The 13,978-nt window shown below is 34.1% G+C and carries 19 protein-coding genes; 15 read left to right on the forward strand and 4 right to left on the reverse strand.

Going from position 1 to position 13,978, the window contains the following annotated elements:
• Nucleotides 1-12: 12 nt before the first annotated feature.
• The gene (locus BAU23_RS11110; protein ID WP_000619425.1) at nt 13-252 is read left to right on the forward strand and encodes a DUF3953 domain-containing protein; all 240 of its coding nucleotides are present in this window, start codon (nt 13-15) and stop codon (nt 250-252) included.
• 28 nt (nt 253-280) lie between these two features.
• On the opposite strand, the gene BAU23_RS11115 is transcribed toward BAU23_RS11110, so the two are convergent.
• Nucleotides 281-1,042, reverse strand: coding sequence for an arylamine N-acetyltransferase family protein (locus BAU23_RS11115; RefSeq protein ID WP_071734461.1), 762 nt, complete (start codon nt 1,040-1,042; stop codon nt 281-283).
• 110 nt (nt 1,043-1,152) lie between these two features.
• Between BAU23_RS11115 and BAU23_RS11120 the strand changes: the two genes are divergently transcribed.
• Nucleotides 1,153-1,590, forward strand: a complete 438-nt coding sequence (locus BAU23_RS11120; RefSeq protein ID WP_001132263.1) for an NUDIX domain-containing protein — start codon at nt 1,153-1,155, stop codon at nt 1,588-1,590.
• Nucleotides 1,591-1,625: 35 nt separating this feature from the next.
• On the opposite strand, the gene BAU23_RS11125 is transcribed toward BAU23_RS11120, so the two are convergent.
• The gene (locus BAU23_RS11125; protein WP_000431909.1) at nt 1,626-2,237 is read right to left on the reverse strand and encodes a TetR/AcrR family transcriptional regulator; all 612 of its coding nucleotides are present in this window, start codon (nt 2,235-2,237) and stop codon (nt 1,626-1,628) included.
• Between the two features lie 159 nt (nt 2,238-2,396).
• Here BAU23_RS11125 and kynU point away from each other — a divergent pair, with 159 nt between their 5' ends.
• The 5 genes from kynU to BAU23_RS11150 all read left to right on the forward strand — a co-directional run bounded on the left by kynU (nt 2,397) and on the right by BAU23_RS11150 (nt 6,888).
• Nucleotides 2,397-3,683: a kynureninase gene (gene kynU / locus BAU23_RS11130; RefSeq protein WP_000276265.1), complete on the forward strand. Its 1,287-nt coding sequence runs from the start codon at nt 2,397-2,399 to the stop codon at nt 3,681-3,683.
• 2 nt (nt 3,684-3,685) lie between these two features.
• On the forward strand, nt 3,686-4,315 hold the full coding sequence (kynB, locus tag BAU23_RS11135) for an arylformamidase (protein WP_000858378.1): 630 nt from the start codon (nt 3,686-3,688) through the stop codon (nt 4,313-4,315).
• A gap of 33 nt (nt 4,316-4,348) precedes the next feature.
• Nucleotides 4,349-5,188, forward strand: a complete 840-nt coding sequence (gene kynA / locus BAU23_RS11140; protein WP_000661975.1) for a tryptophan 2,3-dioxygenase — start codon at nt 4,349-4,351, stop codon at nt 5,186-5,188.
• Between the two features lie 126 nt (nt 5,189-5,314).
• Nucleotides 5,315-6,232, forward strand: a complete 918-nt coding sequence (locus BAU23_RS11145) for a serine hydrolase domain-containing protein (RefSeq protein ID WP_001008614.1) — start codon at nt 5,315-5,317, stop codon at nt 6,230-6,232.
• A gap of 20 nt (nt 6,233-6,252) precedes the next feature.
• A complete protein-coding gene (locus BAU23_RS11150; protein WP_001255531.1) occupies nt 6,253-6,888 on the forward strand; it encodes a Pr6Pr family membrane protein in 636 nt (211 codons plus the stop codon).
• A 56-nt stretch (nt 6,889-6,944) separates the two neighbouring features.
• Here BAU23_RS11150 and BAU23_RS11155 read toward each other — a convergent pair whose 3' ends face one another.
• On the reverse strand, nt 6,945-7,277 hold the full coding sequence (locus BAU23_RS11155; RefSeq protein WP_000819307.1) for a DUF3889 domain-containing protein: 333 nt from the start codon (nt 7,275-7,277) through the stop codon (nt 6,945-6,947).
• 144 nt (nt 7,278-7,421) lie between these two features.
• Between BAU23_RS11155 and sleB the strand changes: the two genes are divergently transcribed.
• The 6 genes from sleB (at nt 7,422) to BAU23_RS11185 (ending at nt 11,856) form a co-directional block, all read left to right on the forward strand.
• Entirely contained in the window at nt 7,422-8,201 is a 780-nt protein-coding gene (sleB, locus tag BAU23_RS11160) for a spore cortex-lytic enzyme (protein WP_001249166.1), read from the forward strand.
• A gap of 15 nt (nt 8,202-8,216) precedes the next feature.
• Entirely contained in the window at nt 8,217-9,557 is a 1,341-nt protein-coding gene (ypeB, locus tag BAU23_RS11165) for a germination protein YpeB (RefSeq protein WP_000943739.1), read from the forward strand.
• A 26-nt stretch (nt 9,558-9,583) separates the two neighbouring features.
• Entirely contained in the window at nt 9,584-10,180 is a 597-nt protein-coding gene (locus tag BAU23_RS11170; RefSeq protein WP_071734463.1) for a YhcN/YlaJ family sporulation lipoprotein, read from the forward strand.
• 104 nt (nt 10,181-10,284) lie between these two features.
• Entirely contained in the window at nt 10,285-10,641 is a 357-nt protein-coding gene (locus tag BAU23_RS11175) for a hypothetical protein (RefSeq protein ID WP_000976455.1), read from the forward strand.
• A 27-nt stretch (nt 10,642-10,668) separates the two neighbouring features.
• Complete coding sequence (locus tag BAU23_RS11180) at nt 10,669-11,166, forward strand: GNAT family N-acetyltransferase (protein ID WP_001020891.1); 498 nt, start codon at nt 10,669-10,671, stop codon at nt 11,164-11,166.
• Between the two features lie 150 nt (nt 11,167-11,316).
• Nucleotides 11,317-11,856 carry a DUF1697 domain-containing protein gene (locus tag BAU23_RS11185; RefSeq protein WP_000158259.1) on the forward strand — a complete coding sequence of 180 codons (540 nt, stop codon included), beginning with the start codon at nt 11,317-11,319 and terminating at the stop codon, nt 11,854-11,856.
• A 34-nt stretch (nt 11,857-11,890) separates the two neighbouring features.
• On the opposite strand, the gene BAU23_RS11190 is transcribed toward BAU23_RS11185, so the two are convergent.
• Entirely contained in the window at nt 11,891-12,295 is a 405-nt protein-coding gene (locus tag BAU23_RS11190; RefSeq protein WP_001015822.1) for a hypothetical protein, read from the reverse strand.
• Between the two features lie 209 nt (nt 12,296-12,504).
• On the opposite strand from BAU23_RS11190, the gene BAU23_RS11195 reads away from it, so the two are divergent.
• Nucleotides 12,505-13,674, forward strand: coding sequence for a ParM/StbA family protein (locus BAU23_RS11195; protein ID WP_000025615.1), 1,170 nt, complete (start codon nt 12,505-12,507; stop codon nt 13,672-13,674).
• 11 nt (nt 13,675-13,685) lie between these two features.
• The coding region (locus tag BAU23_RS11200; RefSeq protein WP_071734466.1) for a hypothetical protein at nt 13,686-13,978 on the forward strand (293 nt) is incomplete at its 3' end.

Raw genomic sequence — 13,978 nt, forward strand, 5'->3', positions numbered from 1 at the left:
GGGGTGTTTTTTATGATTAGAATTACCACATTCATACTCGCAATTATTATAATGGGCTATTCTATTTACAGTTGGAATGATGATTCGAAGCAAAGTATGCTCATTTTACAATTACTTTTAGGTTTTATGCTTGCCGGTATGGGGATACAAAACGTTAAGAAGGATGAAAAAGAGAATAAGAATATGGGGTTGTTGCTTTTACTTACATCGCTGTTTTGTATCATTGTATCGCTAATAAAATATTTAAAATAAACTGTTACTTAGCATATTGAGTAACAGTTTATTTTTTTGAAGTTTTCTCATTAAAAATTTCAGTAGCTGTTTGGTACATTTTTTTATCAATACAAAATTTTTCGGTTATCCAATAAGTAAGCTCAGAAGAGGTAAGGCTATGTTCGCTTTTCTTACCTTGGAAATATCGTTTTAAAACATTATCATTAATAGAAGATGGAATGCCATCGATATAACCGAAAATTTGAATTTTCTTTAATACAGGAGAAGAATGCCAGTCATTAGACTTTGTAATGAGTTCTTTCATACTTGTTAAATGTATTGGCTCTGTATTTAAGATTTTTGCTGGACCAGGATCTCTAGTAATATGAATTTCCTTATTTGATACTTGATAAGCAAATGTTTCCCTTACATCACTTACTTGAAATGATTCATAAAGTGGAAATGCTTGAAATAAAGGTGCACAGTAACCAACATCAACATAATAAGGTTGCTCTAAGTTAATACGTAAGCATAAATGCCCAGGATCCATATACATATACTGCACAGAAAAACCTAGATTTGATAATAGCCAATGAAATCCAATAGAATGAGTCCAATAAGTACCGCCCATACCTTTAGTTGTAATTCGATTTATGTATGTCTTGATGGAAGGAAAGTAATTACCTGTTTTATTACCTTTTTCCCAGTCAATTATTTTAGTAAGAGTTTCCCACTTTACTCTCTCTTGATGAGCTTTAACAAGTTCATTTAAAAAATATAAACTTACAGGCTTTTTTGTAACGGATAAAAACGATAGAAACTGATTTATTAGTTTTTTTGTGACATTTGATCTTCCTTTCTATATAGAAATTGATTTTAATAATATTATATAATAATTGTTAGAAAATACAGTTATTTATTGTGAGGGGAGAAAGTCAAATTCCGATGTCATTATATTATAAAAGACTTCGTGAAAAATTAGGATCTGAACTTATTTTTATGCCGAGTATAGCTGCTGTAATTAAAAACGAGAAGAGGGAAATTTTATTTCAATATCCTGGAGGAGAATACTGGAGTTTGCCAGCAGGGGCAATCGAACCAGGAGAAACACCAGAAGAAGCGGTTGTTAGAGAAGTATGGGAAGAAACAGGATTGAAAGTAAAAGTGAAAAAAGAAAAAGGTGTATTTGGAGGGAAAGAGTACCGTCATACATATTCGAATGGAGATCAAGTAGAATATATTGTTGTTGTATTTGAGTGTGAAATTATCGGCGGTGGATTGAAAGCAGTTGATGGAGAATCTGTAAAACTAAAATATTTCCCTTTATCTGAAAAACCACCTTTAGCATTACCGTATCCCGATAAAATATTTTTATAGATGTAAAATAGCACACCTTATGAATAAAGGGTGTGCTATTTATATAGACCTGTCGTATACATTACTGTCAATGTATGTACAACTTCTTCTAAATCTAGCTCTTTATCATTTTGCACAATTTCCCAAAGAAATGTTTCATTCATCGCGAACCAACCACGTGCTACAATCTCTTTATTTAATTCAGGCTGCGCCAATCCACTTTCTTGAGAGTAAGTAATATCCTGTGTAATACTTTTTATAAAGCGTTCACGTATCTCATCCCATTTTTGACTTATCTCTCTTGATAATCCTATTGCTTCTTCCACAACTTGTAATATATCTCTTTCTTCTTGTGCTAACTGTAAAAAAGCGCGCACTTGATTTTGAATCATATCGCGTGCTTCAGCCTTTGTTTGAGGGGAAAAAGAGCGATCTGCAATATCATAAAAGCGATTCATCACACCTTCCATCAAAATGACGAGGAGAGCATCTTTGTTTTTAAAGTATACATATGCTGTTCCATAACCAGTTTCTGCATGTTTAATAATTTGCGTGATTGTAGTTTTCTGAAATCCGTTTTTTATAAAAATAGTATAACCGGATTGTAATAGTTTCTTTTTTGTTTCTAAGGAGCGGTGTTTTCTTGTTGAAAGAGTAGAATTTTCCAAGGAATCACCTCTTTATACTGAAATATCTGAAAATATAATTGTATTGTAAAAGAAGTTCGTATATAAAGTCAACTGACATAATATCATTGACGTTATATCAATTTAAGTGATATATTTCAATTAGTTAGAATAAAAAGAAAATTAAAAGAAGGTGACACCATGTATAAAGAACCATTTCAACCAACTTATGAGTATGCGCTTGAATGTGATAAACATGATGAACTGAAAGATTTTCAATCTGAATTTTATAAAAAAGAAGGAACAATATATTTAGATGGTAACTCTTTAGGGTTGCTTTCAAAAAGAGCAGAGAAATCGTTACTTACATTGCTAGATTCATGGAAAGAGTTTGGGATTGATGGATGGACTGAAGGTGAGCATCCGTGGTTTTTCCTTTCGGAGAAATTGGGTGAATTGACAGCACCTCTTATTGGATCTTTACCGGAAGAAACTATTGTAACCGGTTCCACGACTGCGAATATACATCAAGTTATTGCGACGTTTTATGAGCCAAAAGGAATACGAACAAAAATTCTTGCGGATGAATTAACTTTTCCTTCAGATATTTATGCACTTCAGAGTCAAATTCGTTTAAAAGGCTTAGATCCAGATGAGCATTTAGTACGAGTGAAAAGCCGAGATGGAAGAACACTTTCTGAAGATGATATTATTCATGCGATGACCGATGATATCGCTTTAATATTATTGCCTTCTGTACTATATAGAAGTGGACAAATTCTTGATATGAAGCGATTAACAGCTGAAGCTCATAAACGTGGTATTCATATCGGTTTTGACTTATGTCATTCAATCGGCTCCATTCCGCATCATTTTAAAGAGTGGGATGTAGATTTCGCTGTATGGTGTAATTATAAATATTTAAATGCAGGTCCTGGTGGTGTTGCAGGCCTATATGTAAATAATAAACACTTTAATAGACTCCCAGGATTATCTGGTTGGTTTAGTTCTAGAAAAGATAAGCAATTTGATATGGAGCATTCATTAACTGCGGCTGACCACGCTGGAGCTTATCAAATAGGGACACCTCACGTGTTAAGTACTGCACCATTAATCGGTTCTCTTGAAATTTTTAAAGAAGCTGGTATTGAAAAGTTACGTGAAAAATCATTACATATTACGAGATATATGCTTGATTTAATTGAACATGAATTAAAAGGCTTTGAATTTACAATTGGAAATCCATTAGAGGATGAAAAACGAGGCGGGCATATTTATTTAGAACATGCTGAGGCGGCACGTATTTGTAAAGCGTTAAAAGCAAATGGGGTTATTCCGGACTTTAGAGCACCAAATGGAGTTAGACTTGCGCCTGTTGCTTTATACAATACGTATGTGGAAGTATGGAACTCTGTACAAATATTAAAGAACATTATGAAAGATGAAGAATATAAAAAGTTTGAAAATAAGCGAGAGGTTGTGGCATAAGCATGAAAACATCGCAGTGGATTGATATTTCACAACCGTTAAATAATGATATCGCGACGTGGCCAGGGGATACACCTTTTTCATATGAAGTTTCATGGTCAAAAGAAAACAGTGGTTCAGTAAATGTCGGAAAGTTAACGATGAGCATTCATACAGGTACTCATATTGATGCACCTTTTCATTTCGATAATGACGGTAAGAAGGTGTTAGATTTAGATATAGATGTATATGTAGGTACAGCACGAGTTATCGATGTTTCAGGGATGGAGAGTATCGGTAAAAAAGAATTAGAAAGTTTTAACTTAGAAGGTGTAGAGCGACTATTATTACGTACATCTTCACATGGTAAAGCAAATGAATTCCCAGATGTAATCCCGCATTTACGCGCAGATATTGCACCCTTTCTTTCTGAAAAGGGAATTCGTTTAATCGGGGTGGACGTACCATCAGTTGATCCTTTAGATGATAAAGAACTAGCAGCGCATCATCAATTATTTAAACATGGAATACACATTTTAGAAAATGTCGTACTAGATCACGTAGTAGACGGCGATTACGAACTTATTGCATTACCACTTGCATTAACAGATGCGGATGGGAGTCCAGTTCGAGCTGTTATTAGACCGATATAAGTAGAAATGAACACAAAGGGGCGTTTGGCTAATATGAAAGAAAATGAAAAGGTAATTATGGAAAAAGGGATTCATACAGATTTTAAGGAGAATATGACGTACGGAGAGTATTTACAGCTAGATAGCTTATTATCTAGTCAACAAAGATTATCAGACCATCATGATGAAATGTTATTTATCGTCATCCATCAAGCGAGTGAGCTTTGGATGAAATTAATTTTACATGAACTGAATGCGGCAATTGAATCTATTAAACAAGATAAATTACCACCAGCTTTTAAAATGTTAGCACGCGTATCAAAAATTCAGTCACAAATCATTCAATCTTGGGATATTCTTGCGACATTAACGCCATCAGAATATATTGAGTTTCGTGATTCACTTGGTCAAGCGTCAGGCTTCCAATCGTATCAATATAGAATGATTGAGTATGCACTTGGCTATAAAACACCACACGCATTAAAGATTTATGAAAAAGATCCAGAATTACATGCTCGTCTTCATAAAGCACTTCATGCACCAAGTTTGTATGATGTTGCGATACAAGCCCTTGTTAAAGAAGGATTCCCAATTCATAAAGATGTGTTAAATCGTGATGTTACGCAGCCTTACGAAGAGGATGCAACTGTAGAAGCAGCTTGGATAGAAGTATATGCGGACGTGCAGAAATATTGGGATTTATATCAGCTTGCAGAGAAATTAATCGATATTGAAGACTGGCTACAACAATGGCGTTTCCGTCATATGAAAACAGTAGAACGAATTATCGGTCATAAAATGGGAACAGGTGGCTCTTCTGGCGTATCTTATTTAAAGCGAGTGCTTGATCAATGCTTCTTCCCAGAGCTTTGGAACGTTCGAACGAAATTATAAGAATAAACTTGTCAGCTAATAAAGGCTGGCAAGTTTATTTTTTTGTTTTAAAAACAAATATGATTTAATAGAGAGAACAGGGCGAACAACAAATATTACATAATCATTTAGATGGAGGAAGATTTCTTGAATTTCGAGCAATTACAAAATAAATTTGAAAAGAAAAAAGTGAATACATTTCTTGTTTATCAAAAGGGGGAAACAACGACTGAGTACTATAAAACGATAGACTGTGCAAATGAGTTATTTAAAATTAATTCGATTACAAAAAGTATCGTATCCATATTAATTGGCATAGCAATTGATAAGGGATGTATAGATGATATACATACACCAATCACAACATGGATTCCCAATGTACCGGAGAAAAAAAGGGAATTAACACTGTATCATTTATTAACGATGACAACAGGAGAAGATTGGCAAGAATTCGGCAATGGGGTTGTTTTCCCAAATGACTTTGTGGAATCAGACAATTGGGCACAATTCATTTTAGAAAAGCCGTTCATTGAAGAAATGGGTATGAAAATGAATTATAACTCAGGTTCTTCCCACTTACTTAGTTACGTCATTCAAGAAGCAACTGGAATGTCGACGGAGCAGTTCGCGAAAAAGTATTTATTTGATCCATTAAACATTACGGAATATGAATGGCAACAAGACCCGCAAGGTCTATATGTCGGCGGATTCGGTATGAAAATGAAATCTATAGATTTATTAAAGTTAGGAAAATTATGTTTGCAGAATGGATATTGGAAGGGAAATGAAATTGTATCATCGAAATGGTTAGAGCAATCAAGTACAGCTCTATTTGAAACGTATGAACATGTCGGGGCATATGGATATCACTGGTGGGTATTAAATAACGAAAGATTTCACATACCGTATTGTATGTATTTTGCTATGGGATACGGAGGGCAATACATTATTATCATTCCGCAGTTAGAGCTTGTAGCTGTAATTAGTAGTCACATGCCAAAACGTGGCCTCGTACCATTAAAGTTATTTATAGAGCATATAAAAGAGAATGCCAATTATAAATAAGAAGAGGAAGGAGGTGTTTTATGAGAAGTGCAAAAATGGTAGCGATTTATAGACTGTTATTAAGTCTTCTAGCGTTTAGTGCACTTATTACTCAATTTGTTACAAGGGCACAAGTGAAACCGTTCAATCCAGTTAACTTTTTTAGTTTCTTCACAATTGAAAGCAATATTTTAGTGGCGGTAATTCTACTATTAAGTAGCTTGGGGACAGCCACATTCGGACGTTCCGAGCAGTTTGGAGTTCTTCGCGGTGCAGCTACAGTATACATACTGACAACAGGACTTATTTATTTTTTGTTATTAAGGGGATTAGAAGAGTCACTTCAAACAGCGATACCATGGGTAAATACTGTACTTCATTACATCATGCCATTAGCGATGATTTTAGATTGGGTTATAAATCCACCTACGAAGACCATTACATGGAAACAGGCTGCGAGTTGGCTTGTTTTCCCGCTTTTATATGTTGTATATAGCTTAATCCGCGGTCCATTCGTGAATTGGTACCCATATCCGTTTCTCGATCCGAGAATAGGTGGATATGGGAGAGTGCTTTTATATAGTATCGGAATAGCGGTTGTAATTGGAGCTATTTGCGGATTAGTAAAAATGTTAGGAAATCGATCTCTGCATATAAAAAATAATCATCCTTATTAAAGAAGAAGTACATAAAGAAACCTCTGTCTGTATGTAAAGACGGAGGTTTCTCTGTTTTACCGATTTGTCTTCTGAAAGGACATCTTTAAAAATTTCTCAGTTTTCGTTTCAAACTCTACATCAACAAAAACACCATACTCTTTTCCATCTTCACGTAGCCATAATTTAAATTTTTCGACTGTTATTTGAACAGTTTTTGGTTTTCTACCAATATGAAGGTAATCGATAATCTCAGCTTTCGGATATTGTTCTTTCGTTTTTTCAACGGCTAGTTTACCCCACTTTGCGTATGGCGGCTGTGCGTGAACAATAGATGGACCAGTATATATATTTGAACAAGTTGTTATTAAAAAGATTATAAATGCTGTACGTACGAAAAATCTCTTCATAATAAACTCCTTTTATTCTTTTTTATATTGTGTGCATATATCTTCAAGCATATAAGCTTGGTTTTTTTTGTCTTCTTTACATAAAAGCTTCACATTTACAAAACATAACCATGAATTCATTACTGTGATTAAGGAGGGAAATATATGCGTCAAAAAGGTTTTTTGAAGATAGCAGTGCTACTTATTTTTATCGGCTTATCTTTAATCGTAAGTAGTATGCAAATAAAAAATGTAGAAGCCTTTTCTAATCAAGTGATTCAAAAAGGTGCATCTGGAGAAGATGTCATTGAATTGCAATCTCGTTTGAAATATAACGGATTTTATACAGGAAAAGTAGATGGTGTTTTCGGATGGGGTACATATTGGGCGCTTCGAAATTTCCAGCAAAAATTCGGATTGCCAGTTGATGGTTTAGCGGGGGCTAAAACGAAGCAAATGCTTGTTAAGGCAACAAAGTATGATAAGTCGACCGCTAATAAAGGTACTACAACTAATAAAGGGAATAGCGGCGGTACTGCACAAGAAAATAAACCACCACAAAGTAAAGGGACAAATGTTCCAAACGGCTATTCTCAAAATGATATTCAGCTAATGGCAAACGCTGTATACGGAGAGTCACGTGGTGAGCCATATTTAGGACAAGTAGCAGTGGCTGCGGTTATTTTAAATCGTGTCACAAGTGCATCGTTTCCAAATACCGTTTCAGGTGTAATCTTTGAACCGAGAGCCTTTACAGCAGTAGCAGATGGACAAATATATTTAACACCAAATGAAAATGCGAAAAAAGCCGTATTAGATGCAATCAATGGATGGGATCCAACAGGGAATGCACTATATTATTTCAATCCAGATACTGCGACAAGTAAATGGATTTGGACTCGTCCACAAATTAAAAAAATCGGTAAACACATTTTCTGTAAATAGAGCGGAGGTGGAAACATGTTAAGAGGTATTATCATTGTATTGTTAACAGTAGGTGTAGTCGGAACAGGGTATTGGGGTTATAAAGAGCATCAAGAAAAAAATGCAGTATTAATTCGAGCGGAAAATAGTTATCAGCGCGCGTTTCATGATTTAGCGTATGAGGTGGACCTATTACACGATAAAATTGGAACAACGCTTGCGATGAATTCACGTTCATCTTTATCGCCAGCATTAGCAGATGTGTGGCGTTTAACATCTGAGGCTCGTTCTGATGTAGGGCAATTACCTTTAACATTAATGCCATTTAATAAAACGGAAGAGTTCCTTGCGAATATTGGTGATTTTAGTTATCGTGCAGCGGTTCGTGATTTAGAAAAAGAACCGTTAAATGATCAAGAATATAAAACGTTACAAGGTTTATATTCAAATGCAGGAAATATACAAGATGAACTGAGAAAAGTGCAGCATCTTGTATTGAAAAATAATCTTCGCTGGATGGATGTAGAAATGGCTCTTGCGTCAAACCAAGATCCAGCAGATAACACAATTATCGATGGATTAAAAACAGTTGAGAAGAATGTAACATCATACTCGTCCACAAACTTTGGGCCGACTTTTACAAGTGCACAAAAGAATAAAAAAGGCGGATTTGAGGCAGAAGGAAAGGCGATTTCGAAAGAGGAAGCGGAAAAAATCGCGAAATCATTTTTAAACTTAAAAGGGAATGAAAAAGTAGAAGTTGAGAAAAGTGGAAAAGGTGCAAAAGAATCATTCTACAGTGTGAAAATTAAAGATCCAGCAACGAACAATGAGTATTATATGGATATTACCGGAAAAGGTGGATATCCAATTTGGGTAATGAACAACCGAGAAATTAAAGAACAAAAAATCAGTTTAAATGATGCTGGAAGTAAAGGATTGACGTTTTTAAAGGATCACAAGTTTACAAATATGGAGCTATATGATAGTTCTCAATACGATAATATCGGTGTATTTACGTACGTTGTAAATGAAAATGGGGTGCGTATTTACCCAGAAGCCATCCAAATGAAAATTGCTTTAGATGACGGATCAATCGTAGGGTTTTCTGCGAAGGAATATTTAGCATCGCATCAAAAACGAACAATCCCTAGTGCGAAGCTATCCGCTTCAGATGCGAGAAAGAAAATAAACCCTGATGTAAAAGTAATGGAAGAGCGAAAAGCTGTAGTAGTAAACGACTTGCATAATGAAGTGCTATGTTATGAATTTGTTGGTACTTTAGGGAAAGATACGTACCAAATTTTCATTAACGCAAATAGCGGAGCAGAAGAAAAAGTGAAGAAGATGCAAGCTGTCGAAAAAATTTATGATTAAATATTAATGATAAAGTGGTGAACATAATGAAAAGCATTATATATTTGTTAATACTTTGTTTCGTTATAACGGGCTGTAGCATTGGCAAAAAAGACAACCCTAATGAAAAGCCGGAGCAAAAGAATGTCTCAATGAAAAATGTTACGTATACGAATAAAGCAAATAAACCAAATGAAAAAGCTGCGGATCATTTAGCATCTTTAGCTACAAGTATACCTGGTGTGAATGATGCGACGGCAGTTGTAGTTGGCAAGTATGCTGTTGTAGGTATTGATGTAAAAGCGAAACTTGATCGAACTCGAGTTGAGTCGATTAAGTATTCTGTTGCAGAAAGTTTAAAGAATGACCCGAACGGTGCAAATGCAGTCGTTGTTGCAGATGTCGATACGTATGAACGACTAAAACAATTAGGGAAGCAAATTAAAAAAGGTAAAACTGGTGAAGGTATACTTGATGAATTAGCAGCAATTGTCGGCCGTGTAATGCCTCAAGTTCCAAATGATCTGATTGAAAATAAAGAAACGAATCCGATTAAAGATAATGACAAACAATTACCGAAAGATGAAGAACAAGAACTTCGAAAAGAACAAGATGATCAGTCAAATAACCATTTGAAAAAATAAGGAAAAGCCCGTACTGAATTGTACGGGCTTTTCCTTTAAAATTAAATATTCAGTTTATTTTTAAGGGAAAATATGGTTTAATAATGATGGGAGGGACAACTGTTATGATGAAAAAAAGCGCATTTATATTATGTGGTTTATGTCTAAGTTTCAGTGTGACAGCGTGTGAACAGAAGAAAGAAGTGAAAAAGCAAACAGCTACATCTTCTACAATAACGGAAAATAAAAATCAAAAATCTATTAATGTAAATCATTTCTCAAATATTAATGAAGGAATGACATATTTAGAAGTGAGAGATTTAATTGGTTTTGAAGGGAATTTACTCATAGAAGAAGGGGAAGAACATACTACACGAATTAAACAAATTTTTGCTTGGAAAGGCAGCGATCCAAAATCATTTGCTGAAATAACATTTTTGGATGGAAAAGTGCATTCTAAAACACAGCAAGGTTTAAGTTAACAACTCGAAGGAATGGGAGAGTTAAGCATGAACATACATACAGGGGAAATACAATTAGTTCCGTATAAGGAGCAGTATAAAGAGATAATACAATCATTTACTTTACCAAGTGAACAAGTGCAATTCACAGCGAATCCAGGTGAATTACTGGAGAAAGCGAAAAATGATCGAACGAAAAATGTAGTTGTTATTTTGGACTATAGCGGAGTACCTGTCGGTGTTTTTGCATTACAAACGGGTGACAGAGTACAGGAGTTTACAGAAAATAAAGATGCCATACTTTTAACTTCTTTTTCTGTTAATCACAATAAACAAAGAAAAGGATATGCTAAAAAATCATTGGCGTTATTACAATACTTTGTAAAAAATTATTATCCAATAATAAATGAAGTAATTCTTGCTGTAAATGAAAAAAATATTCCGGCACAAAAGTTATATGAGAAAGTTGGATTTCAAGATAAGGGGTTTAGAAGAATGGGGCCAATCGGACAACAATTCATATTACATTTACCTATAACGACATAATAAGATAACAAAGCTTACTCTTGAAGAAAATCATGTAGTAAGTTTTTTTATTACATGATATGTTAGAAAAATCAATGCAAATATCCGAGGAATATGAAGATGTAAATATATCTGATTTTTTAGGACTGTTAAAATGTGAGGTGTATTGTTATGACAATTTATATTGCACTACTACGAGGAATTAATGTCGGTGGACATAAAGTAATCAAAATGTTGGATTTGAAAAAAGCCTTTGAATCAATTGGGTTAAAAAAAGTGAAAACATATATTCAAAGTGGAAATGTAGTGTTTGAGTCAGAGGAAGGAATAAGTTTTCTAAAGGAACGAATTGAATGTGAAATTAAAAATGTTTTTGATTTCGATGTGCCAGTCATGTTAAGAACAAATGATGAATTTACTAATATTATTAATAAGTGTCCTTACGAGGCCCAGTCATTATTAGCAGGAGAGAGTGTATATGTGGCCTTTTTAGCCAATCCACTTTCTGAAGAAGATAGTAAGCAATTACTTATGTACAAAAGTGAAATAGAAGATTGCCATATTGAAGGCGGAGTAGTGTATTTGTTTTTCAAAAAAAGCATTCGGAATTCTAAATTAATGAACCAGTTTCAAAAATTACATACGCCAGCTACGGTAAGGAATTGGCGAACTGTGAATAAGTTAAAAACAATAGCGGAAGATATGTATTAAAAAAGTGGTTTTCTATTTACAGAAAACCACTTTTTTATTTATATTGTTTTGCGACAATGAGTTCAACTATAGGATAAATAAAGAATGAAGAACAAAGTGCTATAAATAGGGGAAGGTTTTTTACACCATCCAAATTGGAACCCATAGAAAATCCTTCTGACCAGAATAATATAAGAAACATAACAGCTACAAGAACAAAATACGCGATTTTAAAGCTTTTATATGTAATTTGTTGTCCCATCTCATCTTGACTTTCTTCTGAAACGCCGTGAAGATCTCCCCATGTAATATGATTGATGAGGTAACTAAGTATTAAAGCACTTGTGAATATTGTTCCACCTAAAATCGCACCTTCAGTAATGTATTTATAAGCACCATGTATAAATACTCCGAGTAATGATAAAACGATTGTTATTAAAATGAATTTTTTATGATTCATATTAGAACAACACCTCCTTCTTTGTAAAAAACTCTTTACATCCATAGTATAAAATTGGAAAAGTATCATGTCAAATACTTTTTACATGAAAGGTGAAGGTATATAGTATTTTGTTTTAAAGATAAATAAAAAATTACATCACATTTGAATGTAAAAGAATAGGCTCGCATATATTTGGAAGGGATGTCAGATTAATTTAGGAGGTAGTTATGTCTATACTTTTAAAAGCTGGTGCAGATGCAGGAAATAACGGTTTGAAGTTAATGGTGAAAGGGCAGGACCCTATTTTTATCCCGAGTATTTATTCTTTATATATAGGAGAGCCTACAGGACTGTTAGATGAGGGAGATGTATCATTATCAGAATTAGAGAATTACATTGATGTGACCATTAGTTCTCCATCGCTAATGTTAAATAATGTACGATACATCGTTGGAGAAAAAGTGATTCAAGATCAATTAAAAGGTACTGAAGTGGAGAAGAAATCAAATAAATCAACAGATGAATTAATGGTTATTACAATCCTTTCCGGTTTAGCAATAAGTGCTATGCGTCAAAGTCCAACATCAAGTCACATTAATATTCGTTATGATTTATCGGTCGCTCTTCCTATGCAGCTTATTACACAAGAAATAGCTGCTGAAAATGCAAAACGTTATATGGGAAATCATAAGGTTGTTTTCCATTATCCGAACGGACGGGATGTTACGATTAATGTTTCTATTGAGTTTTGTAAATGCCTACCTGAAGGCGCTTCTGGGACGTGGGGCATTGTATATGATGAAGAAGGAAATGTTGTGAAACATAAAATAGAATGTGAACAAAATCAAGTTTCAGAAATTGATTTTGTTGATAAAACATTATTATCTTTTGATATTGGCGCGGGGACAACCGAAGAAGTTGTTTCGTTAGGGGTAAATTTCCGTCCGCAATTAAGTAAAGGATTATCGTACGGTGTAAAAGAAACGTTACTACAAATTATTACAAGATGGAATCGGAAATATCCTACGAAAACAATTGATAGCATTACAGAATTTAACCAAATTTATTTAAATGAAAAACACCCGAGAAATGCATTGTTAGTTGAGGAATCGCAACCAGCGTTTTTAGGTTTAGCTGCACGTGTCGCAACAGATATTATTAACAAAATTGATGATATGAAAGACGATCCATATGTATTTATTTATGGTGGGGGCGCAGTTATTATTAAAAATAGCTTGAAAATGATTTTAAAACAAAAAGGACGCTTGAAAAATGTAATTTTTGTAGATAACCCGTTATTTACAAATGCTCGTGGGTTATTAGTATACACATGCTCGCCAAAATATAGAGAGCATAAGCAAAAAGAGTTAGGGTTTACAAACTTAACGATAAGTTAGTTGGTGGAAGTATGCGATCTAGGCGATATAAACGTGGTGATCGAGTGAAAATTAATATTAATAAATCAGTATCGCCTGAAATGATTGCTTGGCTTAATAAACAGTCTAATCCAACTAATTTCTTTTTCTTTGCAGCCCAGCAATTATTTAAACAAGTAGGAGATATTGATGTATCAAAAACCTTGCCAATTAGCCATGTTTTTTCTTTATATGTAGAACCATCATCTCTATTAAAGGTTGAAATGAATCCATTTAAAAACGTACCATTAGAAAATAGTAAATCCACCGAAAATACAAAAAAAAA

It is taken from the genome of Bacillus nitratireducens (genome assembly GCF_001884135.1).
GTDB classification, from domain to species: Bacteria; Bacillota; Bacilli; order Bacillales; family Bacillaceae_G; genus Bacillus_A; species Bacillus_A nitratireducens.

Bases quoted from the DNA above. Each gene is read 5' to 3' on its own strand.
- BAU23_RS11185 (WP_000158259.1), top strand. From the start codon at position 11,317: ATGACAATTTATATTGCACTACTACGAGGAATTAATGTCGGTGGACAT.
- BAU23_RS11170 (WP_071734463.1), top strand. From the start codon at position 9,584: ATGAAAAGCATTATATATTTGTTAATACTTTGTTTCGTTATAACGGGC.
- BAU23_RS11195 (WP_000025615.1), top strand. From the start codon at position 12,505: ATGTCTATACTTTTAAAAGCTGGTGCAGATGCAGGAAATAACGGTTTG.
- BAU23_RS11110 (WP_000619425.1), top strand. From the start codon at position 13: ATGATTAGAATTACCACATTCATACTCGCAATTATTATAATGGGCTAT.
- ypeB (WP_000943739.1), top strand. From the start codon at position 8,217: ATGTTAAGAGGTATTATCATTGTATTGTTAACAGTAGGTGTAGTCGGA.
- kynU (WP_000276265.1), top strand. From the start codon at position 2,397: ATGTATAAAGAACCATTTCAACCAACTTATGAGTATGCGCTTGAATGT.
- BAU23_RS11155 (WP_000819307.1), bottom strand. From the start codon at position 7,277: ATGAAGAGATTTTTCGTACGTACAGCATTTATAATCTTTTTAATAACA.
- sleB (WP_001249166.1), top strand. From the start codon at position 7,422: ATGCGTCAAAAAGGTTTTTTGAAGATAGCAGTGCTACTTATTTTTATC.
- kynB (WP_000858378.1), top strand. From the start codon at position 3,686: ATGAAAACATCGCAGTGGATTGATATTTCACAACCGTTAAATAATGAT.
- BAU23_RS11180 (WP_001020891.1), top strand. From the start codon at position 10,669: ATGAACATACATACAGGGGAAATACAATTAGTTCCGTATAAGGAGCAG.
- BAU23_RS11175 (WP_000976455.1), top strand. From the start codon at position 10,285: ATGATGAAAAAAAGCGCATTTATATTATGTGGTTTATGTCTAAGTTTC.
- BAU23_RS11150 (WP_001255531.1), top strand. From the start codon at position 6,253: ATGAGAAGTGCAAAAATGGTAGCGATTTATAGACTGTTATTAAGTCTT.
- BAU23_RS11190 (WP_001015822.1), bottom strand. From the start codon at position 12,295: ATGAATCATAAAAAATTCATTTTAATAACAATCGTTTTATCATTACTC.
- kynA (WP_000661975.1), top strand. From the start codon at position 4,349: ATGAAAGAAAATGAAAAGGTAATTATGGAAAAAGGGATTCATACAGAT.